Origin of the sequence: Pseudomonas mendocina (genome assembly GCF_900636545.1) — a bacterium.
Taxonomy (GTDB): Bacteria; Pseudomonadota; Gammaproteobacteria; order Pseudomonadales; family Pseudomonadaceae; genus Aquipseudomonas; species Aquipseudomonas mendocina.
In genome coordinates, this window is the sequence record NZ_LR134290.1 from 1,129,850 (window position 1) to 1,150,055 (window position 20,206).

Annotated in this window: 17 protein-coding genes; 10 read left to right on the top strand and 7 right to left on the bottom strand. The window is 62.3% G+C overall.

Translation table 11 applies throughout. The features are described 5' to 3' along the window. Positions 1 to 2: 2 nt before the first annotated feature. The 3 genes from ftsA to lpxC all read left to right on the top strand — a co-directional run bounded on the left by ftsA (position 3) and on the right by lpxC (position 3,512). The gene (ftsA, locus tag EL191_RS05150) at positions 3 to 1,250 is read left to right on the top strand and encodes a cell division protein FtsA (RefSeq protein ID WP_013714154.1); all 1,248 of its coding nucleotides are present in this window, start codon (positions 3 to 5) and stop codon (positions 1,248 to 1,250) included. A 45-nt stretch (positions 1,251 to 1,295) separates the two neighbouring features. Further along, positions 1,296 to 2,489 carry a cell division protein FtsZ gene (ftsZ, locus tag EL191_RS05155; protein WP_013714155.1) on the top strand — a complete coding sequence of 398 codons (1,194 nt, stop codon included), beginning with the start codon at positions 1,296 to 1,298 and terminating at the stop codon, positions 2,487 to 2,489. 111 nt (positions 2,490 to 2,600) lie between these two features. After that, complete coding sequence (gene lpxC, locus EL191_RS05160; RefSeq protein ID WP_013714156.1) at positions 2,601 to 3,512, top strand: UDP-3-O-acyl-N-acetylglucosamine deacetylase; 912 nt, start codon at positions 2,601 to 2,603, stop codon at positions 3,510 to 3,512. A 639-nt stretch (positions 3,513 to 4,151) separates the two neighbouring features. On the opposite strand, the gene EL191_RS05165 is transcribed toward lpxC, so the two are convergent. Then, a complete protein-coding gene (locus EL191_RS05165) occupies positions 4,152 to 4,607 on the bottom strand; it encodes a DUF721 domain-containing protein (RefSeq protein WP_041976983.1) in 456 nt (151 codons plus the stop codon). Positions 4,608 to 4,685: 78 nt separating this feature from the next. Here EL191_RS05165 and EL191_RS05170 point away from each other — a divergent pair, with 78 nt between their 5' ends. The 5 genes from EL191_RS05170 to EL191_RS05190 all read left to right on the top strand — a co-directional run bounded on the left by EL191_RS05170 (position 4,686) and on the right by EL191_RS05190 (position 11,634). Then, positions 4,686 to 5,606 carry a M23 family metallopeptidase gene (locus tag EL191_RS05170; protein WP_041977178.1) on the top strand — a complete coding sequence of 307 codons (921 nt, stop codon included), beginning with the start codon at positions 4,686 to 4,688 and terminating at the stop codon, positions 5,604 to 5,606. Positions 5,607 to 5,846: 240 nt separating this feature from the next. Then, entirely contained in the window at positions 5,847 to 8,582 is a 2,736-nt protein-coding gene (gene secA / locus EL191_RS05175; RefSeq protein ID WP_041976986.1) for a preprotein translocase subunit SecA, read from the top strand. A gap of 152 nt (positions 8,583 to 8,734) precedes the next feature. Continuing rightward, entirely contained in the window at positions 8,735 to 9,952 is a 1,218-nt protein-coding gene (argJ, locus tag EL191_RS05180; RefSeq protein WP_041976989.1) for a bifunctional glutamate N-acetyltransferase/amino-acid acetyltransferase ArgJ, read from the top strand. 114 nt (positions 9,953 to 10,066) lie between these two features. Next, positions 10,067 to 10,699 (top strand): glutathione S-transferase family protein, encoded by a 633-nt coding sequence (locus EL191_RS05185; RefSeq protein WP_041976992.1) that lies wholly within the window; start codon positions 10,067 to 10,069, stop codon positions 10,697 to 10,699. Further along, a complete protein-coding gene (locus EL191_RS05190; protein WP_017361314.1) occupies positions 10,696 to 11,634 on the top strand; it encodes a Nudix family hydrolase in 939 nt (312 codons plus the stop codon). The genes EL191_RS05185 and EL191_RS05190 overlap by 4 nt, the downstream gene beginning before the upstream one ends. Before the next feature lie 198 nt (positions 11,635 to 11,832). Here EL191_RS05190 and EL191_RS05195 read toward each other — a convergent pair whose 3' ends face one another. From EL191_RS05195 to EL191_RS05210, 4 genes are all read right to left on the bottom strand, one after another. Continuing rightward, positions 11,833 to 12,408: a cob(I)yrinic acid a,c-diamide adenosyltransferase gene (locus EL191_RS05195; protein WP_041976995.1), complete on the bottom strand. Its 576-nt coding sequence runs from the start codon at positions 12,406 to 12,408 to the stop codon at positions 11,833 to 11,835. 3 nt (positions 12,409 to 12,411) lie between these two features. Continuing rightward, positions 12,412 to 14,430: a HAMP domain-containing sensor histidine kinase gene (locus EL191_RS05200; protein ID WP_041976998.1), complete on the bottom strand. Its 2,019-nt coding sequence runs from the start codon at positions 14,428 to 14,430 to the stop codon at positions 12,412 to 12,414. Positions 14,431 to 14,501: 71 nt separating this feature from the next. After that, the gene (locus EL191_RS05205; protein ID WP_041977000.1) at positions 14,502 to 15,413 is read right to left on the bottom strand and encodes a putative 2-dehydropantoate 2-reductase; all 912 of its coding nucleotides are present in this window, start codon (positions 15,411 to 15,413) and stop codon (positions 14,502 to 14,504) included. Beyond that, a complete protein-coding gene (locus EL191_RS05210) occupies positions 15,410 to 16,372 on the bottom strand; it encodes a GGDEF domain-containing response regulator (protein WP_017361310.1) in 963 nt (320 codons plus the stop codon). The genes EL191_RS05205 and EL191_RS05210 overlap by 4 nt, the downstream gene beginning before the upstream one ends. A 138-nt stretch (positions 16,373 to 16,510) precedes the next feature. On the opposite strand from EL191_RS05210, the gene EL191_RS05215 reads away from it, so the two are divergent. Together EL191_RS05215 and EL191_RS05220 are read left to right on the top strand one after the other, a co-directional pair. After that, positions 16,511 to 16,990, top strand: coding sequence for a YajQ family cyclic di-GMP-binding protein (locus EL191_RS05215; protein ID WP_013714167.1), 480 nt, complete (start codon positions 16,511 to 16,513; stop codon positions 16,988 to 16,990). A 105-nt stretch (positions 16,991 to 17,095) separates the two neighbouring features. Continuing rightward, positions 17,096 to 17,923 carry a mechanosensitive ion channel family protein gene (locus EL191_RS05220; RefSeq protein WP_041977002.1) on the top strand — a complete coding sequence of 276 codons (828 nt, stop codon included), beginning with the start codon at positions 17,096 to 17,098 and terminating at the stop codon, positions 17,921 to 17,923. 55 nt (positions 17,924 to 17,978) lie between these two features. On the opposite strand, the gene EL191_RS05225 is transcribed toward EL191_RS05220, so the two are convergent. Both EL191_RS05225 and EL191_RS05230 read right to left on the bottom strand, forming a co-directional pair. Beyond that, positions 17,979 to 19,775, bottom strand: coding sequence for an AmpG family muropeptide MFS transporter (locus EL191_RS05225; protein WP_041977004.1), 1,797 nt, complete (start codon positions 19,773 to 19,775; stop codon positions 17,979 to 17,981). A 40-nt stretch (positions 19,776 to 19,815) separates the two neighbouring features. Beyond that, on the bottom strand, positions 19,816 to 20,190 hold the full coding sequence (locus EL191_RS05230) for an MGMT family protein (RefSeq protein ID WP_017361308.1): 375 nt from the start codon (positions 20,188 to 20,190) through the stop codon (positions 19,816 to 19,818). Between the last annotated feature and the right edge of the window lie 16 nt (positions 20,191 to 20,206).

Genomic DNA, 20,206 nt, shown 5'->3' on the forward strand with positions numbered 1-20,206 from the left:
TAATGAGTAGCGCGCAGAGCGGCAAGATGATCGTTGGCCTGGACATCGGCACCTCCAAGGTGGTTGCCCTGGTGGGCGAGGTGGCGGCCGACGGCCAGCTGGAAATCGTCGGCATCGGCACCCATCCGTCGCGCGGGCTGAAGAAGGGCGTGGTGGTCAACATCGAGTCCACCGTGGCTTCGATTCAACGTGCTGTGGAAGAAGCGCAGCTGATGGCCGGTTGCCGTATCCACTCGGCTTTCGTCGGCGTGGCCGGCAACCACATTCGCAGCCTTAACAGCCACGGCATCGTCGCCATCCGCGACCGCGAAGTGAGCCCGGCCGATATCGAGCGTGTGCTCGACGCAGCGCAGGCCGTGGCCATTCCGGCGGACCAGCGCGTGCTGCACACCCTGGCGCAGGACTACGTGATCGACAACCAGGAAGGCGTGCGCGAGCCGCTGGGCATGTCCGGTGTGCGTCTGGAGGCCAAGGTGCACGTGGTCACCTGCGCCGTTAATGCCGCACAGAACATCGAGAAGTGCGTGCGCCGTTGCGGCCTGGAAGTCGACGACATCATTCTCGAGCAACTGGCGTCGGCCTATTCGGTACTGACCGAGGACGAGAAGGAGCTGGGCGTGTGCTTGGTGGACATCGGTGGTGGCACCACCGATATCGCCATCTTCACCGAGGGCGCGATTCGCCATACCGCGGTGATCCCTATTGCCGGTGACCAGGTGACCAACGATATCGCCATGGCCCTACGTACGCCGACCCAGTACGCCGAGGAGATCAAGATCCGCTACGCCTGCGCCCTGGCCAAGCTGGCTGGTGCTGGCGAGACCATCAAGGTGCCGAGCGTCGGCGATCGTCCGCCGCGCGACCTCTCGCGCCAATCCCTGGCCGAAGTGGTCGAGCCGCGTTACGACGAGCTGTTCACCCTGGTTCAGGCCGAGCTGCGTCGCAGTGGCTACGAAGACCTGATTCCCGCAGGCATCGTCATGACCGGCGGTACGGCGAAGATGGAAGGTGCGGTGGAACTGGCCGAGGAAATCTTCCATATGCCGGTACGTCTCGGCGTGCCGCATAGCGTCAAGGGCATGGCTGATGTCGTGCGCAACCCGATTTATTCCACCGGTGTGGGCTTGCTGTTGTACGGGCTGCAGAAGCAGAACGACGGCATTTCCATGTCGGTGGGCAGTCCCTATCAGGACGAGAGCAAAACCCCGGTACTCGAACGCATCAAGCGTTGGGTGCAAGGCAATTTCTAAATTTTGCAGTAGGCGTTACACAACTAGAAAGGAAGGAGAGGGATCATGTTCGAACTAGTAGACAACATTCCACAAAGCGCGGTGATCAAGGTCATCGGTGTCGGTGGTGGCGGCGGTAACGCAGTCAATCACATGGCTGTCAGCAACATCGAGGGTGTCGAGTTCATCTGCGCCAACACCGATGCGCAGGCACTGAAGAACATCGGTGCGCGCACCGTGCTGCAGCTCGGCCCAGGCGTGACCAAGGGGCTGGGTGCTGGCGCCAATCCTGAAGTCGGTCGTCAGGCCGCGCTGGAAGATCGCGAGCGCATCGCCGAAGTGCTGCAAGGCACCGACATGGTGTTCATCACCACCGGCATGGGTGGTGGTACCGGTACCGGCGCGGCTCCGGTGATCGCCGAGGTGGCCAAGGAACTGGGCATCCTGACCGTGGCCGTGGTCACCCGTCCGTTCCCGTTCGAAGGCAAGAAGCGCATGGTCATCGCCGATGAAGGCATCCGTGCGCTGGCCGAGAGCGTCGACTCGCTGATCACCATCCCCAACGAAAAGCTGCTGACCATCCTCGGTAAGGATGCCAGCCTGCTGTCCGCCTTCGCCAAGGCTGACGACGTGCTGGCCGGTGCCGTGCGCGGTATCTCCGACATCATCAAGCGTCCGGGCATGATCAACGTCGACTTCGCCGACGTGAAGACTGTGATGAGTGAAATGGGCATGGCCATGATGGGCACTGGCTGCGCCAGCGGTCCGAACCGTGCGCGTGAAGCCACCGAAGCGGCTATCCGCAACCCGCTGCTGGAAGACGTCAACCTGCAGGGCGCTCGCGGCATCCTGGTGAACATCACTGCCGGTCCGGACCTGTCCCTGGGCGAGTACTCCGACGTGGGTAGCATCATCGAGCAGTTCGCTTCCGAGCAGGCCACCGTCAAGGTCGGCACCGTGATCGATGCCGATATGCGTGATGAGCTGCACGTTACCGTGGTCGCCACCGGCCTTGGTGCGCGCATGGAAAAACCGGTCAAGGTGGTCGATAACACTGTGCAGGTCGCCGTCAGCCAGCCGGTCGCCCAGCAGCCCGCCGCGCAGCCGCGTAGCGAGCAGTCGGTCAACTACAAGGACTACGAGCGTCCGACCGTACAGCGTCAGAGCCACAGCGGCGCGGCCACTGCAGCCAAGCTCAATACCCAGGACGATCTGGATTACCTGGATATTCCTGCTTTCCTGCGTCGCCAGGCTGATTGATGGAATTTATCAGGAGTATATGGGTGATTGGTGTTCAGCAAAGGTCGGTTCTGCTATCATTCCCGACCATTGTTGAAAACAGTTCGCAACTAGCGATATAGCGGCCAAGCCATGATCAGACAACGCACCCTGAAGAACATCATCCGTGCCACCGGCGTTGGCCTGCATTCGGGGGAGAAGGTTTACCTGACCCTGAAGCCGGCACCGGTGGACACCGGTATCGTGTTTCGTCGTACCGATCTCGACCCAGTCGTGGAAATCCGCGCACTGGCCGGGAATGTCGGTGAAACCACCATGTCGACTACGTTGATCAATGGTGATGTCAAGGTGGACACGGTAGAGCATCTGCTTTCGGCCATGGCAGGCCTGGGCATCGATAACGCCTACGTCGAGCTCTCCGCGTCCGAAGTACCGATCATGGATGGCAGTGCCGGTCCCTTCGTATTCCTGATTCAATCCGCTGGCCTGCAGGAGCAGGAAGCGCCGAAGAAGTTCATCCGCATCCTGCGTGAGGTAACCGTGGAGGAGGGCGACAAGCGCGCCACCTTCGTACCTTTCGACGGCTTCAAGGTGAGCTTCGAAATCGACTTCGATCACCCCGTGTTCCGCAACCGTACGCAGAGCGCCAGTGTGGATTTCTCCAGCACGTCTTTCGTCAAGGAAGTCAGCCGGGCCCGCACTTTCGGCTTCATGCGTGACATCGAGTTCCTGCGTTCGCAGAACTTGGCGCTCGGCGGCAGTGTGGAAAACGCCATCGTGGTCGACGAGTATCGCGTGCTCAACGAGGACGGCCTGCGTTACGAGGACGAGTTCGTCAAACACAAGATTCTCGACGCCATCGGCGACCTGTACCTGCTGGGTAACAGCCTGATCGGCGAGTTCAAGGGCTTCAAGTCGGGTCACGCGCTGAACAATCGTTTGCTGCGCACGTTGATCGAACAGACCGATGCCTGGGAAATGGTGACCTTCGAGGACGCCAAGCTCGCACCGATCTCCTACATGCGCCCGGTTGCGGCGGTGTAAACCTACTCTCTTTCCAGCTTTATTTGAGGCCGCCTTCGGGTGGCCTTTTTTATGGTTCTTCGCTTTTTGCGGAGGGATACGTTTGCCACCGGACTGGCAAATAAATGTGTGCTTTCGGTATTGGCACTATCCATTGGCGCGTCGCCTGATCTGATAGGTTTCGCCCCTTACGGGCGAGTCACTTGATTCGTTGCGCTCACCCTTCGGGCCAGCCTGCGGCTGTTACTTCGCTGCGCTTCGTAGCTCTTGCTTGCCCAAGAGAAAGTAACCAAAGAGAAGGGCACCCCGCCATCCGGCCCCGGCTGCGCCGGGGTTCCCTCGTTCCATCACTGCTCGAGGGGCCGCTGCGAAGGGCCATCCCTGGCCCATCGCAGCTCTCGCGACATCCATGTCGCTCAACCCCTTACGCAGCGATTCCACTCGGCCTCCTGAAGGGGGCTTGTGCGTCGTCTGTGAGATCGCGCTTCAAGAGCAAAAGCCAAACGCTCAGCGCACGCGGTAATAGTGATAAGTCAGTAAGCGATACGCACACAAACTTGCCAGTCTTGTGGCAAGCCGAATAATCGTCGGGGAATTTCTGGCGCTATTTACCTGGCGAGTGCGGCGAGGTGAGGCACGCCGACGAACGGAGCAGGCGTGCTATTCGCCTTTCTGTGTATGGCTGGCCAGACGCTCCAATGCGGCGCGCAGCCTGGGGTCGCTGATACCTTCGGCGGTCGCTTGGATGCTTTGTGCGGCGCTATTGGACAAGTGCAGGGTGCGACCGGTTCCACGATTCTGCCCCCCTTGAGGTTGCACCTTGAACAGGATTTTCGTTAAGGTCGCGAATTCTTCGAGTGCCTGTAGTTGTCGTTGCAGTCTTCTTTGCTGATAACGCAGGCGTGTTGCCCAGTGGCCATCGGTCACGATCAATAGCAGACAGCCTTCACGCCAGGACGCTACATGACAGTGTTCCCGGGCCGCGGGCTGTAGCTGGCTTTCGACAAGACGCTGCAGGTGGGTAAGGCGTTGCGCCTGACCGAACAGCGCTTTCAGGGGCTTGGCTTCGCGTAACAGCTTAGCGGGTGCCTGGGCCGGCAAGGGACGAAACGTCATGGCAGGAGGCCTTTGGTTGCAGAGTCGTCATGGTAGCAGAGCGTGCTGCCGGCCTGCGTTCTGCGAAATGGGGAAACCATGCATATCATTCTGCTCAACAGTCGTCATGGTTCGGCGCGAACGATCCATCTAAACCTGCGCTGGTTGCTGCTATCGGTTGTCCTGTTGCTGGTCCTGAGCCTTGGCGCCGGTGCCGCGTTGGGTGCCAAGTGGCTGACAGCCGAACCGGTGGTCGACGCCTCGCTGGCCAAGGCACTCGATCAGCAACGCGAGCAGGTTGGCGCCGTGCGTCAGGATGCTCAGCGTCAGCTCGATGCATTCGCTGTGCACGTCGCCGAGTTGCAGGCGCGCCTTACCCGGCTCGATGCTCTGGGCGAGCGCCTCACGGAGTTGGCGGAGCTGGATGCCGGTGAATTCGACTTCTCCCTGAGCGTTGGCCAGGGCGGTGCGGAAGATGCGTTGGGTGTTTCGGCTTATGCACCACCGCCTTTCATGAACGCGCTGGATGAACTCGCCCTGCGTGTCGAAAGCCGCGAGCAGCAACTGGAAGTACTGGAGCAACTGCTTGGCGAACGTCGCTTGAGCGAGGCCGAAACCCTTTCCGGTCGCCCGGTTTTACAAGGTTATGTGTCATCACCGTTCGGCCGGCGTGTACACCCGCTGACCGGGCGCGCCAGTGTGCACAAGGGCATGGATTTCGCCGCCAAGCCCGGTAGCGATGTGGTTTCCGTGGCCGCAGGCGTAGTGACCTTCTCCGGCAAGAAGAGCGGTTACGGCAATACCGTGGAAATCAGCCACGCCGATGGCTACGTCACGCTCTACGCCCACAACCAGAGCAACACCGTGCAGATCGGTGACCTGGTGCAGCGTGGCCAGACCATCGCCAGGGTAGGTCGTACTGGACGTTCCACCGGTTATCACGTGCATTTCGAAGTCAGCAAGGATGGCCGTCAGGTCAATCCCGCGCTGTACATTGCGCGTGCCAATGGCGTCGAGTAAGCATGCCGCTTTCGCGCTGCCCTTGAATTGCCAGCATGCGACCCTCATATAACCGTTCACGCCGCGCCCACGGTTTGCCGGGATGCGTGGCTTGCGCCATCACGCGGCAGCAACGGGCTGACAACGTCACTTTCCTCCCTGGGTTTTCCGGGTAGAATGCCCCCTTCGCCCGCAGCCATGCAGGCTGCCAGGTCGCGATTTGCGCCGACCTCCATCCATTCGCCGGAAGATCCTGTCGATATGTTTGCGCCTCTGTTTAAAAAACTTTTCGGAAGCAAGAATGAGCGTGAAGTCAAACGCATGCTCAAGGCGGTGCAGTCCGTCAACGTCCTCGAAGAGCAGATGATCGCCCTCTCGGACGAGCAGCTGCGTGGCAAGACCGAAGAGTTCAAGGGGCGTCTGGCCAAGGGCGAAACCCTCGACAAGCTGCTTCCCGAAGCCTTCGCCGTGGCCCGTGAGGCCGGCAAGCGGGTGATGGGCATGCGCCACTTCGATGTGCAGCTGATCGGTGGTATGACCCTGCACGAAGGCAAGATCGCCGAGATGCGTACCGGTGAGGGCAAGACCCTCGTAGGTACCCTGGCGGTCTACCTCAACGCACTGTCCGGCAAGGGCGTGCACGTGGTCACGGTCAACGAATACCTGGCACGTCGTGATGCCAACTGGATGCGTCCGTTGTACGAGTTCCTCGGTCTTTCCGTGGGCATCGTCACCCCCTTCCAGCCGCCGGAAGAGAAACGCGCTGCCTACGCTGCCGACATCACCTACGGTACCAACAACGAATTCGGTTTCGACTACCTGCGCGACAACATGGCGTTCAGCCTGGAAGACAAGTTCCAGCGCGAGCTAAATTTCGCCGTGATCGACGAAGTCGACTCCATCCTCATCGACGAAGCACGTACCCCGCTGATCATTTCCGGCCAGGCCGAAGACAGCTCCAAGCTGTACATCGAGATCAACAAGCTGATTCCGCGCCTCAAGCAGCACATCGAGGAAGAGGAAGGTGTGGTGACCCAGGAAGGTCACTACAAGGTCGACGAGAAAACCCGTCAGGTCGAACTCAACGAAGCCGGCCACCAGTACGTCGAGGAGATGCTTACCGCAGCCGGCCTGCTGGCCGAAGGCGAGAGCCTCTACTCGGCGCACAACCTCGGCCTGCTGACCCACGTGTATGCCGGCCTGCGTGCGCACAAGCTGTTCCATCGCAATGTCGAGTACATCGTGCAGAACGGCCAGGTGATCCTGATCGACGAGCACACCGGCCGCACCATGCCGGGCCGTCGCTTGTCCGAGGGCCTGCACCAGGCCATCGAGGCGAAGGAAGGGGTGAATATCCAGGCCGAGAGCCAGACCCTCGCCTCGACCACCTTCCAGAACTACTTCCGCCTCTACAACAAGCTCTCCGGCATGACTGGTACTGCCGATACCGAGGCTTTCGAGTTCCGCCAGATCTACGGTCTGGACGTGATGGTGATTCCGACCAACAAGCCGATCGCGCGTAAGGACTTCAACGACCTGGTCTACCTGACCCAGGAAGAGAAGTATCAGGCGATCATTGCCGACATCAAGGACTGCCAGGCCCAGGGCCGACCGATCCTGGTCGGTACTGCGACCATCGAAACCTCCGAGTACGTCAGCCAGTTGCTCAACAAGGAAGGTATCGAGCACAAGGTGCTCAACGCCAAGTTCCACGACAAGGAGGCCGAGATCATCGCCCAGGCCGGTCGTCCGGGGGCGCTGACCATCGCCACCAACATGGCCGGTCGTGGTACCGACATCCTCCTCGGCGGCAACTGGGAAGTGGAAGTCGCTGCCCTGGAAAACCCCACCGACGAGCAGATCGCGCAGATCAAGGCCGAGTGGCAGAAGCGTCACCAGCAGGTGATCGAGGCCGGTGGCCTGCACGTGATCGCCTCCGAGCGTCACGAATCGCGCCGTATCGACAACCAGCTGCGTGGCCGTGCCGGCCGTCAGGGTGACCCGGGTTCCAGCCGCTTCTACCTGTCGCTGGAAGACAACCTGATGCGCATCTTCGCCTCGGATCGGGTGAAGAACTTCATGAAGGCTCTGGGTATGCAGTCCGGCGAGGCCATTGAGCACCGCATGGTCACCAATGCCATCGAGAAGGCCCAGCGCAAGGTCGAAGGCCGCAACTTCGACATGCGCAAGCAACTGCTCGAATTCGACGACGTGGCCAACGAGCAGCGCAAGGTGATCTATCACATGCGCAACAGCCTGCTGGCTGCCGAGAACGTTGGCGACACCATCGCCGAGTTCCGCGAGGAGGTGCTGACCACCGCAGTCAACAACCATATTCCGCCGCAGTCGATGCCGGAGCAGTGGGATGTCGCCGGTCTGGAGTCCACCCTGCAGAGCGATTTTGGCATCAAGCTGCCGATCCAGCAGTGGCTGGACGAAGACGACAAGCTGTACGAGGAAACCCTGCGCGAGCGCATCCTCGCCGAGCTGCTGGCTGCCTACAACGAGAAGGAAACCCAGGCCAGCGCCGAGGCACTACGCACCTTCGAGAAGCAGATTCTGCTGCGCGTGCTGGACGACCTGTGGAAAGACCACCTGTCTACCATGGATCACCTGCGTCACGGTATTCACCTGCGTGGCTACGCGCAGAAGAACCCCAAGCAGGAATACAAGCGCGAGTCCTTCGCCCTGTTCCAGGAGCTGCTGGAGTCGATCAAGCGCGACGCCATACGCGTTCTCAGCCACGTTCAGGTCCGTCGCGAAGACCCGGCCGAAGAAGAGGCCCGTCTGCGTCGTGAAGCCGAAGCCATGGCAGAGCGCATGCAGTTCCAGCATGCCGACGCCTCGGCCCTGGCGGCGGAAGAGAGCAATGGCGAAGAGGGCGACGTTGCCGTGGCTGCCGCTCCGGTGCGTGCCGAGCCGAAGGTTGGTCGCAACGAGCCGTGCCCTTGTGGTTCGGGCAAGAAGTACAAGCACTGCCACGGTCAGATCGGCTGATCACCGGCCCGTTTGGGACTCTTGCAGTAGCGGGCGCTTCGGCTATGCTGCCAGCGCCCTGACAACGCCGCGAACGGCTCAGCCGCTCGCGGCGTTTTACCATCTCATTTGGTCGCCGAAGCGATCACCGTATATCTGAAGGAGCGCATCTCATGGCTGTTGGTCTTGGCCCGCTGTCTACCCTGCACCCGGTTCCTGGTTTCGAGTTGGGCATCGCCTCGGCCGGCATCAAGCGCCCCGGTCGCAAGGACGTGGTGGTGATGCGCTGTGCCGAGGGCTCGCGTATCGCCGGGGTGACCACCACCAATGCCTTCTGCGCAGCTCCGGTGTTGATCACCCGCGAGCGTCTGGGCGGCGAGGTGCGCTATCTGCTGACCAATACCGGCAACGCCAACGCCGGTACCGGTGCCGACGGCCTGGCTCGTGCGCGCCGCGCCTGTGCCCGCTTGGCCGAGCTGGCCGGCGTGGCCGAAAGTGCCGTGCTGCCGTTCTCCACAGGAGTGATCGGTGAGCCGTTGCCAGTGGAGAAGATCGAGTCCGCGTTGCAGGCTGCGCTGGATGACCTCAAGGCCGACAACTGGGAAGCTGCCGCCACCGGCATCATGACCACCGACACCCTGCCCAAGGGCGCCAGCCGTCAGTTCCAGCATGACGGCGTGACCATCACCGTCACCGGCATCTCCAAGGGCGCTGGCATGATTCGTCCGAACATGGCCACCATGCTCGGCTACATCGCCACTGACGCCAAGGTCGCCCAAGGTGTGCTGCAGGATCTGGTGCGCGACGCGGCGAACAAATCGTTCAACCGCATCACCATCGACGGCGATACCTCCACCAACGACTGCTGCATGCTGATCGCTACCGGCCAGGCCGCACTGCCTGAGATCGGCGAAGCCTCTGGTGAGCTGTTCACCAAGCTCAAGCAGGCGGTGTTCGACGTCTTCATGGAAGTGGCGCAGGCCATCGTGCGTGACGGCGAAGGTGCGACCAAGTTCGTCACCGTGCAGGTCAACGGGGGTGGCACCCATCAGGAGTGCCTGGACGTCGCCTACGCCGTGGCCCATTCGCCACTGATCAAGACCGCGCTGTTCGCCTCCGACCCGAACTGGGGGCGCATCCTCGCGGCTGTCGGCTATGCCGGTGTGTCACAGCTGGACGTAAGCAAGATCGATGTATTCCTCGGTGAGGTCTGCATCGCCAGCAAGGGCTGCCGTGCGACTACCTACACCGAAGAGCAAGGCGCAGCGGTGATGGCCCGTGAGGAGATCACCATCCGCATCGAACTGGGGCGCGGTGCCTGTAGCGAGATCATCTGGACCACCGATCTGTCCCACGAGTACGTCAAGATCAACGCCGAATACCGCACCTGATCAGTCTCGGCCGTATATTATTCCCGCGCCTCATGACCTCATGACGCGCGGGAATTTGCTATTCGGTGGTCGGGCTTTTAACGTCGAGCGACTTCATTCCCGAGGACACGCGAGATGGCACTGCAACTGGTGGTTGGCGACAAGAACTATTCCTCCTGGTCTCTGCGTGCGGCGCTCGCGGTCGATCTGGCCGGTGCCGACTGCGCAGAGCTGCGGGTGCGTTTGTTTCAGCCTGATAGCCGCGCACAACTGTTGCGCTATTCGCCCACCGGCAAGGTGCCGGTTCTGCTGACCGAGCGGGGGGCGGTGTGGGATTCCCTGGCGATTGCCGAGTACCTGGCCGAGTGTTATCCCGAGGCGCAGCTGTGGCCGCAGGAGCGTCAGGCCCGCGCCTTGGCGCGCAGTATCTGTGCGGAAATGCACAGCGGCTTTACGGCGCTGCGCAGTCATCTACCCATGGATCTGGCCCGGGACAAGGCGCTGGCCGAGCTGCCTGACGAGGCGCAGGCCGATATCGACCGCATCTGCGCGATCTGGGCCGGCTGCCGCGAGCGATACGCCAGTACCGGCAACTACCTGTTCGGCCAGGTCAGTATCGCCGATGCCTTCTACGCACCGGTCGCCGCGCGACTGCGCAGCTATCGTGTGGCGCTACCGACAGCAGCTGCGGCTTATGTCGAAACCATCTATCGCTGGCCGGCGTTCCAACGCTGGTATCAGGCAGCATTGCAGGAGGTAAAGGGGTGAAGCGTGTTCATGTCGCCGCAGCGGTGATTCGGGGTGTCGATGGACGCATCCTGATTGCCAAGCGCCCGCAGGATAAGCACCAGGGTGGTCTGTGGGAGTTTCCCGGCGGCAAGGTGGAAGAGGGCGAGGCAGTGCGCGTCGCCCTCGACCGTGAGTTGCAGGAAGAGCTTGGCATCCGTCCGCAAGCGGCGCGTGCGCTGATTCAGATTCGCCACGATTACCCGGACAAGCAGGTGTTGCTGGACGTCTGGGAAGTCTTGACCTTCAGCGGTGAGCCACATGGCGCAGAAGGCCAGCCGCTGGCCTGGGTCAGCGAGCGGCAACTTCCGGAGTACGAGTTTCCCGCTGCCAACAAGCCCATAGTCGCCGCCGCGCGCCTGCCAGATCGTTACCTGATCACCCCGGACGGCCTGGAACCGAGCGAGCTGCTGGCCGGCATCCGCAGTGCCCTGGCGCAGGGTGTCCGGTTGATTCAGCTGCGTGCGCCGAACATGTTCGACCCGCAGTACCGCGACCTGGCTGTCGACGTGCAGGGCCTGTGCGCCGGCAAGGCGCAACTGATGCTCAAGGGACCGCTGGAATGGCTGGGCGACTTTCCGGCGGCAGGCTGGCACCTGACTGCCGAGCAGTTGCGCAAGCATGCCGCTGGCGGCCGGCCTTTCCCGGAGCATCGCTGGCTGGCAGCCTCCTGCCACAGTGCCGAGGAGCTGGCGTTGGCAGCGCAGATGGGTGTGGATTTCGTCACCCTGTCGCCGGTGCAGGCGACCGCAACGCATCCCGAAGCACTGCCGCTGGGTTGGGAGGCAGCAAGCGAGATGCTGACCCATTTCAACCTGCCGGCTTACCTGTTGGGCGGTATCGGCCCGGCCGATATCGAGCGCGCCTGGCAGATTGGCGCCCAGGGCGTTGCGGGCATCCGCGCATTCTGGCCGTAGGGCGGACTCAGGAGCCTAGGCGAACAGTCCGCCGGTGGCTCTGCAACCCATCATCGTATTCCAGAATGGCGTACTGCTCCGCGAGTACGCCCTACGACCCTGTATGCACGGTCGGTAGGAGCGGATTTATCCGCGAAGAGCGGATGGCGCCGAGTCTGCGATGACCGCGAATGAATTCGCTATAGGTCTGGCGCACTTCTACGGCTTGTCTGCGGCTTTCCACAGTACTTCGGCCACGCCCTGGCGCCTGGCAATCAGACGGGCAGCCACGAACAGCAGGTCGGATAGGCGATTGACGTAGGCCAGGCCCTCGGCGCGCAGCGGCTCAACGGCATTGAGATGCTGGCAACGGCGCTCGGCGCTGCGGGCAAAGCTGCGGCAGACATGAGCCTGGGCGATCAGCCTGGAGCCGCCGGGCAGGATGAAGTTCTCCAACGGCCCGACCTCATCGTTCCAGCGATCGATAACAGCCTCCAGACGTTCGATTTCCTCTGGCTGCAGGGCTTGGTACTCGGGCATCGCCAGTTCGCCGCCAAGATCGAACAGGCGATGCTGGCAGGGGCTCAACACCTCGCTGATCTCCTTGAGGCCGGGGCTGGCCGCTGCGGCTTCATCGAGGCCGGCGAGCAGCAGGCCCAGCTGGCTGTTTAGCGTATCCAGTTCACCGATGGCTTCGATGCGCGGATGGTCCTTGCCGACTCGACGGCCATCGGCGAGGCCGGTTTCGCCCTTGTCGCCGGTGCGGGTGTAGATCTTCGAAAGGCGAAAGCCCATGGTTCAGAGTCCTGTGTGCTCGGGCAGCGAAGCCAGTGGCAGGCGCAGGGTGAAACAGGTGCCCTGGCCCGGCGTGGAGTGCACCTCCATTTGCCCTTTGTGGTTGTTGGTGACGATGAAATAGGAGACCGCCAGGCCGAGTCCGGTGCCCTGGCCAACCTCCTTGGTGGTGAAGAAGGGTTCGAAGATGCGCTTGCGCACGGCTTCGCTCATGCCCGTGCCGTTGTCTTCCACCTGCACTTCTGCCCAGTTGCCGGCTTGTCGGGTGCGCAGGATGATGCGGCCGGGCTCGGCCTCTTCGTCGCGCTGGTGGATGGCCTGGGCGGCATTTTTCAACAGGTTGAGCAGCACCTGTTCCAGTTCGTTGGCGGTACCGGCTACCGGCCCCAGCAGCGGGTCGAACTGGCGCACGATTTCCAGCGTCTTGAAATCGAAGCTGTCGGCCAGGTCGAAGTCATTGCCGGCGATCTCCAGCGCCTGGTCGATCAGCGCCGGCAGATCGCAGGGCGAGAGCTGGCGGTCACTGCGTCGGCTGAAGCTGAGCATGTGGCTGACGATCTTGGCGGCGCGCTGGCCGGCCTGCTGGATACCGTCGAGCAGGCGCGGTATCTCGCGCGCTTCCATGTAGTGCTGGATGGCGGCCAGGCTGACACCCGCCTGTTCGGCCTGTTCGAGATTCTTCTCCAGGTCCGGTGACAGACGTCGGCGAATGTTCTGCACGTTGTGCAGGATGGCGCCGAGCGGGTTGTTGATCTCGTGTGCCATGCCTGCGGCCAGGCCGCCGACCGAGAGCATCTTTTCCGACTGCACCATCATTTCTTCGAGAGCCAGGCGCTGGGTGATGTCGTCGATGCGGATCACCACACCGCGCCCGGCACCACCCATCAGTGGGTAGAAGGTCAGGGCGTAGTGATGGGGCTCTTCGTCCTTGTGCCAGGTTACGCGCTCGATCTTTTCCACCCTGTGCTGTTCGGCGGTGCGCTTGAGTTGGGGGAGGAACGGCTTGAGTGGTGGAAAGGCGAGGAACACTGGCTGGTTCAGAGCCTCTTCCAGGCGCGTGCCGGATAGCGTGCTGGCCTCCTGATTCCACTGCGTTACGTACAGCTGCTCGTCGAGGGCAATCAGCGCCGAAGGCATGGAGTCGATGATGCTGTTGAGGTAATTCTGGAAGCCGGTGAGCTTCTTCTCGATCTTGCTGCGCACCTGGACTTCCAGCTCCAGCTTGCGGTTGGAGTGGCGGGTTTCCTCGGCCAGGCTCTGTGCCTGATCGAAGGCCTGCTGGGCGTCGTCGCGCGCGCGTTTGAGTTGCTGTTCACGCGCTTCCATGCGCATCAGCATGGTATTGAAGGCGTCGGCCAGGCTACCGATTTCATCCTGGTGACCGCGGTTGGCGCGCAGCGCATAGTTTTCTTCGCGGGTAACCTGGCGGGACAGTTCCTCCAGGCGGCGGATGGGCTTGGTTACCAGGCGTTTGATCTGTTTGGCCACCAGCAGCCAGAGCAGCACACTGAACGCCAGGATTACCAGGCTGGCGGTCAGGGTGCCGGTATAGAAGACACTGGGCAGCTCGCTGGACGCGACCAGCAGCAGCGCTCCGGGGCGACCGCTGGGGTGCGGCAGGTCAACCAGCAGGTTGGTGCGAAAGGCGGTGTCACGCCAGTTCTGCAGCTGGCTGAGCTGTTGTGGCAGCTGCAGTTTTTCCCCTCGCTGCAGTTGTGCCAGGCTGTTGCCGTTGCTGTCATAGATGACCGCTGCACGCAGCGGCGCATAATCGTCCAGGCGCTTGAGCACCGCCTCGGCCGAGGCTGATGAGTGCAGGGCCTCCTTGCTCAGTGTCTGACTGGCGATGAGCCGACCCAGAGTGTGCAGGGCCTGTGGCGCCATGCTCTCCTGGGTGATCCAGTAGGCTGCGCTGATGAACGCCAGGTTGGCCACCAGCATCACCGCGGCGAGCAGCACCAGCAGCGCGGCAAGCAGTTTGCGGCCAACCGGCAGGTTTTCGAGGCGCTGACGCAATCTCATGAGCTTATCGCTGTGGCGAGTAGAGCGGGCAGGTTAGCGCGCCAGGGCTGTCATTGCCACGGCCTGGCCCGCTAGTTCACTGGCAGGCCACGTGCTTGCAGATGCTCAAGCAAGCGCTGTTGCACATGCTGCAGGTGCGGCAACTGCAACCCATGGCGATGCGCAGCGGCACAGGCGTAGCCAAGCAGATAACTGATCTCGGTGCGGCGACCCAGGGCTACATCCTGGTGCATGGAGGAGTAGTTTGCCGCGGTGGCATGAATCACCCGTTGCACTTCCTCGTGCAGGTTGTCCGCCGCAGCCGGTTGGCCACAGAGCTGCAGCAGCTCCGTGAGTTCAGTGCACAGGATGGCGACTTCGGCCGGGTGTTCGCTCAGGCCGCCATTGCGACAGTCGTGCAGCACAGTGAGCGGGTTGATCGCGCAATTGAGCGCCAGCTTGCGCCACAGGCGCGCGAGGATATCCGTGCTCCACTGGTGGGCGATGCCGGCGCGTTGCAGCTCGTCCAGCCAGGCTAGGGGGCGAGGGTCGCCGGGGTCGCCCAGCCAGTTGTGACCATTGCCGGCGAACACCACCTGAAAGTCGGCGGGGCGAAAGGCGCCTTCGGTGCTGGAGACGAACAGGCAGCGTTGTTCGGGTAGTTGCTGGGCGACTTCATCCTGGCTGCCCAGGCCATTCTGCAACAGCAGCAGTTCGGCGCCCGGGGCCAAACGCTGGGCGATGCTGGCCACCGCGCTTCGCGCGTCATAGGCCTTGCAGGCGAGCAGCAGGCGATGGATCGGCGTCTGCGCCTGCGGTAGTTCCGCGGGGATGGCGTACTGCGCGGGCTGGCCCGCTTCGATCAGCGTCAGGCCGCCAGCCTGTCGATAGGCCTCGAGTCGTTGCGGGTTGCGCAGGATCAATCGGACCGGCATGCCGGCACGAGCCAGGCGAGTGGCCCAGAGGCTGCCGAGGCTGCCCGCGCCGAGGATGTGCCAGGTCACGGCAGGGGCAGGCGCATGGCAGCTACCCGGCCGCTGGCGTATGACTCGGCCAGCAGTTTGTCCGCATGCTGGATCAATTGCTCGGGATCGGTAGGCAGTGCCTTGGCGTCCAGCCCGACCAGGCTGATACCAGCCTTGAGGGTGATGAAGCCCTCGCTGGTCTTGAATGCCTTGAGATTCAGCCCTTCATGCAGGCGTTTGAAGCTGCTTGGCGAGCATTCGTGCAGGTCTTCGAGCAGGGTGATCAGGCCGAAGTGGTTGTCATCCAGGCGGGTCAGCACATCCAGCGGCCGCACCAGTTGCTGCAGGCGGCGCGCTACGCCGTGCAGCAGTTCGTTGAAGAACCGATCGCCATACTGGCTGCGCAATTGTCCGGCATCCTGCAGGCCGATCAGCAGGTAGCAGACGGCGCCGCCACGAGACTCGATCTGGCGCAGGCTGTCGGTAAGCTTCTGCCGCAGATAGCGCGGGTTGCCCAGTCCAGTAAGCGGATCGACGAGATTACGCCGCTCCAGGCTGGCGATGTTCTGCGTCAACATGCGGTTCTCGTGCAGCAGGCGCTGCAAGGTGTTGCACAGCCGGTCGGCAGCGTAGACGCGTGGCACCAACTGTTCGTTCATCGCTGCCTTGCTGATGAAGTCATCGACGCCGCGGTCGAAGGCTTCGCCCAGAACGTTTTCGCCTTCCTTGCCGGTCAGCAGGATGATGTAGGTGTAGTGGTCGGCCGTCTCGTCCAACTGGCGCACCCGGGCGGTCAGCTCCAAGCCATCGATCTCAGGCATCAGCCAGTCGGCCAGCAGTACGCTGGCCGGGCGCTGTTCCAGCAGTTGCAACGCTTCGCTGGCGCTGCTGGCGAAGCGCACATCCTGGTAGCCGGCCTGGCTCAGTGCACGGCCGATCATGGCGCTGGAAAACTTGGCGTCGTCCACTACCAGGATGCTGAGATGGGGGTTGGGCATGGTGCGGGCTCACAGGCAGAGAGGAAGGACGCCAAACGGCGTATTTCAGTCTGGTTATAATGGGCCCGCCAAAGTTATCGTCAAGTCAGGCGCGTTCACTCCGTGAAGAGGATCGCGCCGTCCATCAGGAGCCCTCTCATGCCTTCGTTCGACGTCGTGTCCGAACTGGACAAACACGAACTGACCAATGCGGTCGACAACGCCATCAAGGAACTCGACCGCCGTTTCGACCTGCGCGGCAAGTGCAGCATCGAGAGCAAGGACAAGGCGCTGACCTTGACCGCCGAAGCCGAGTTCATGCTCGAGCAGATGCTCGACATCGTGCGCAGCAGTCTTGTCAAGCGCAAGATCGACTGCCAGTGCATGGAAACCAAGGAACCCTACGCTTCGGGCAAGGTGATGAAGCAGGAGGTCACCTTCCGCGAAGGCATCGACAAGGAGCTGGCGAAGAAAATCGTCGCCCACATCAAGGATGCCAAGCTCAAGGTGCAGGCCGCCATCCAGGGTGAGCAGGTGCGTGTCACCGGCAAGAAGCGCGATGACCTGCAGGAAGCCATCGCCTTGCTGCGCGGTCACGAATTCGGCATGCCGCTGCAGTACAACAACTTCCGCGATTGAACCTCTGTGGCGCTGAGGCGTCGCAGCCTAGGTTGATAGCATTCTGACCGCCATGGCATGCCATGGCGGTTTCGTTTCATGTACGGGAAAAACGGGAGCACCCCTATGGAGATGAACGTCGACGAACTGGTCAAGCTGTCCGAGGCCTGGCTGCCCGTGGTGCTGGAGTACAGCGGCAAGCTGACCCTGGCGGTGATTACCCTGCTGATTGGTTGGTGGCTGATCAGCAGGCTCACCACCAGCATCGGGCGCATGCTCGAGGCACGCAAGGTCGATCGTGCGCTGAGCAGCTTCATCGGCAGCCTGGTCAGCATCGTACTGCGCATTCTGTTGTTGATCAGCGTGGCCTCGATGGTCGGGGTGGAAACCACGTCCTTCATCGCCATGATCGGTGCGGCAGGCCTGGCCATCGGTCTGGCGCTGCAGGGCAGCCTGGCCAATTTCGCGGGCGGCGTGCTGATCATGCTGTTTCGTCCATTCCGTGCCGGCGACTGGATCGAGGCTCAGGGCGTATCCGGCAGTGTCGACAGCATCCAGATCTTCCACACCACGCTGAAGACCGGCGACAACAAGGTGGTGATCGTACCCAACGGTGCGCTTTCCAACGGCCATATCACCAACTACTCGCGTGAGCCGCGCCGTCGCGCCGACATCAATATCGGCATCGATTATTCCAGCGACATCAAGCTCGCGCGTGAGGTACTGCTGGATATCGCCAAGGACCCTCGGGTACACCTCGACCCGGCGCCGGTGGTGTTCGTCACCGGTCTGGGTGACAGCGCAGTGAATCTGTCATTGCGTGTATGGGTCGCGACCGGCGACTTCTGGCCGGTGACCTTCGCCTTCACCGAGCAGGCCAAGGAACGCCTGATCGAGGCCGGCATCGGTATTCCCTTCCCGCAACGTGTGGTGCATCTGGCCAAGGCCGAGTAAGGCGCGATGCAATGAAAAAGCCCCGGTCGATCCGGGGCTTTTTTCTGTCTGCTGATCAGGCCTTTTCGACCGCAGTTGGCGGCGTTTCGGGTAGCGGCTGGCGCTTGTCGCGGCGCCACTGAATGACGATCAGCAGCAGCGTCGGGATGCCCATCAGCGCCGTGGCGAGGAAGAAATGGGCATAGCCGAGGTGTTCGACCATCACTCCGGAATAACCGCCGATCAGACGTGGCAGCAAGAGCATGATGGAGCTGAGCAGGGCGTACTGGGTGGCCGAGAACTTCAGGTTGGTCAGGCTCGACAGGTAGGCGACGAATGCCGAGGTGGCCAGGCCGGCGCTGAAATTGTCGCAACTGATGGTGACGATCAGCATGTTCAGGTGCGGGCCCATGCCCACCAGCAGCATGAACAGCAGGTTGGTTGCCGCCGACGCCGCTGCGCCGATCAGCAGGATCGGCATAATGCCGAAACGCACGATCAGCAGGCCGCCGGCACCCGCGCCGAGCAGGGTCATCACCAGGCCGAAGAGCTTGCTGACGCTGGCGATCTGTTCCTTGGTGAAACCCTGGTCGATGTAGAACACGTTGGCCATGACGCCCATTACCGTATCGGACAGGCGATAGGTGGCGATCAGGCTTAGCAGTAGTAATGCCTGCCAGCGATAACGCACGATGAAGTCGTTGACCGGCGTCAGCACCGGCGCCATGCCGCCCCAGAACAGGCTGGAGATGGACAGGCCGGTGAGCAGGGTATAAAGCAGTGCGCGGAGGAAGGCTCGGTCGTAGTACAGCAGCTCTTGCAGGCTTATCAGGCCCTGGAGCAGCAGGGTCACGTCACTTTCGTAGAACTGGGTGACCATCGCGGGAATGGAGATCAGCAGGATGATCAGCAGCAGCACGGAAAGCAGCTGGTGGAAGAAGCCGTACTTCGCCGCGGCGGTTTTCAGCACGGGCGCCAGGCCGCCCCAGAACAGCCCGGAGGCGCACACGCAGGCCAGGGTGCTGTAGAGCATGGCGCGCAGGAAGGCGCGGTCGTTGTAGAGCAATTCCTGCATGCTGACGTCGCCCAGCAGCATGGGCACCAGGTCGCTCTGGTAGAACTGGATGAACATGGTCGGCACGGAGATGATCAGCACGATGACCGCGCTGATCGCCAGCAACTGGTGGAAGAAACCGTGCTTGGGTGGTGCCGCATGGATGTGTGGCGGCGCAGGTGGCTCGCGCATCCAGATGGAGGTGAGCAGGCCTGGCAGCATCAGCAGGGCGAACACCATATAGGTGCCGGTCCAGGCGCTGAACTGGTAGTTCTTGGCGGTTGAGCCGAAGCCTTCGGCAAAGTACAGCGCACCGGCGGTTGCCAGCAGCGCAGCGACGCGGTAGCCGGTCATGTAGGCGGCGGCCAGCGCAGCCTGATGCTCATCGCCGAGAATTTCCAGGCGGTAGGCGTCGATGGCAATGTCCTGGGTGGCCGATGCGAAGGCCACCAGCACGGCGAGGGCGATCAGCGTCGATAGATGCGTCTGCGGATCGTAGTTGGCCATGCCGATCAAGCCGATGGCGACCAGGCCTTGCGACAGCACCAGCCAGGAGCGGCGCCGGCCGAGTTTGCCGAGCAGCGGCAGGCGCCACTGGTCGAGCATCGGCGCCCAGACCCACTTGAAGGCGTAGGCCAGGCCGATGAGGCTGGCGAAGCCGATGGTCTCGCGTGCCACACCGGCTTCGCGCAGCCAAACCGAAAGGGTCGAGAACACCAGCATGTAGGGCAGGCCGGCGGCGAAACCCAGAAGCAGAAGAGCCAGTGTGGCGGGGTTGGCATAGGTGGCGAGGGCGTCTCGCCAGGATTTGCGTGGCATCAGGCTCGAATCTGGGCAGGGGTGGTTCGTAGGGCGCACTCTAACTGCTGTGCTCCATCGGGCGCCAGCCGTGACGACGCATATCCACACGTTCGTTCAGGATGCTGATGCCTTCTGCGCGTAGGCGCGCCCGTTGTTCGTTACCAGAGGGGCTCCCGGCGGCCAGGCTGAGGCGTCCGCCAGCGGCGATCACACGATGCCAGGGCAGCGTGGTGCTGTCGGGCAATTGGCTCAGCGTGCGACCGACCCAGCGTGCAGCTCGGCCAAGGCCGGCGAGCTGTGCCAGTTCCCCGTAGCTGATGACCTTGCCTGTCGGCACTTGCGCCAGCACCAGGTACAGCGCTTCGCGGCGCGCCTCCGCGCTTGCCGGTGGCGGTGCCTGCCATGCAGACTCTGGCAGTTTCGTCTTGCCCATAGGGTTCATCCTTATC

Bases quoted from the DNA above. Each gene is read 5' to 3' on its own strand.
- ftsA (WP_013714154.1), top strand. From the start codon at position 3: ATGAGTAGCGCGCAGAGCGGCAAGATGATCGTTGGCCTGGACATCGGC.
- ftsZ (WP_013714155.1), top strand. From the start codon at position 1,296: ATGTTCGAACTAGTAGACAACATTCCACAAAGCGCGGTGATCAAGGTC.
- lpxC (WP_013714156.1), top strand. From the start codon at position 2,601: ATGATCAGACAACGCACCCTGAAGAACATCATCCGTGCCACCGGCGTT.
- EL191_RS05165 (WP_041976983.1), bottom strand. From the start codon at position 4,607: ATGACGTTTCGTCCCTTGCCGGCCCAGGCACCCGCTAAGCTGTTACGC.
- EL191_RS05170 (WP_041977178.1), top strand. From the start codon at position 4,686: ATGCATATCATTCTGCTCAACAGTCGTCATGGTTCGGCGCGAACGATC.
- secA (WP_041976986.1), top strand. From the start codon at position 5,847: ATGTTTGCGCCTCTGTTTAAAAAACTTTTCGGAAGCAAGAATGAGCGT.
- argJ (WP_041976989.1), top strand. From the start codon at position 8,735: ATGGCTGTTGGTCTTGGCCCGCTGTCTACCCTGCACCCGGTTCCTGGT.
- EL191_RS05185 (WP_041976992.1), top strand. From the start codon at position 10,067: ATGGCACTGCAACTGGTGGTTGGCGACAAGAACTATTCCTCCTGGTCT.
- EL191_RS05195 (WP_041976995.1), bottom strand. From the start codon at position 12,408: ATGGGCTTTCGCCTTTCGAAGATCTACACCCGCACCGGCGACAAGGGC.
- EL191_RS05200 (WP_041976998.1), bottom strand. From the start codon at position 14,430: ATGAGATTGCGTCAGCGCCTCGAAAACCTGCCGGTTGGCCGCAAACTG.
- EL191_RS05210 (WP_017361310.1), bottom strand. From the start codon at position 16,372: ATGCCCAACCCCCATCTCAGCATCCTGGTAGTGGACGACGCCAAGTTT.
- EL191_RS05215 (WP_013714167.1), top strand. From the start codon at position 16,511: ATGCCTTCGTTCGACGTCGTGTCCGAACTGGACAAACACGAACTGACC.
- EL191_RS05220 (WP_041977002.1), top strand. From the start codon at position 17,096: ATGGAGATGAACGTCGACGAACTGGTCAAGCTGTCCGAGGCCTGGCTG.
- EL191_RS05225 (WP_041977004.1), bottom strand. From the start codon at position 19,775: ATGCCACGCAAATCCTGGCGAGACGCCCTCGCCACCTATGCCAACCCC.
- EL191_RS05230 (WP_017361308.1), bottom strand. From the start codon at position 20,190: ATGGGCAAGACGAAACTGCCAGAGTCTGCATGGCAGGCACCGCCACCG.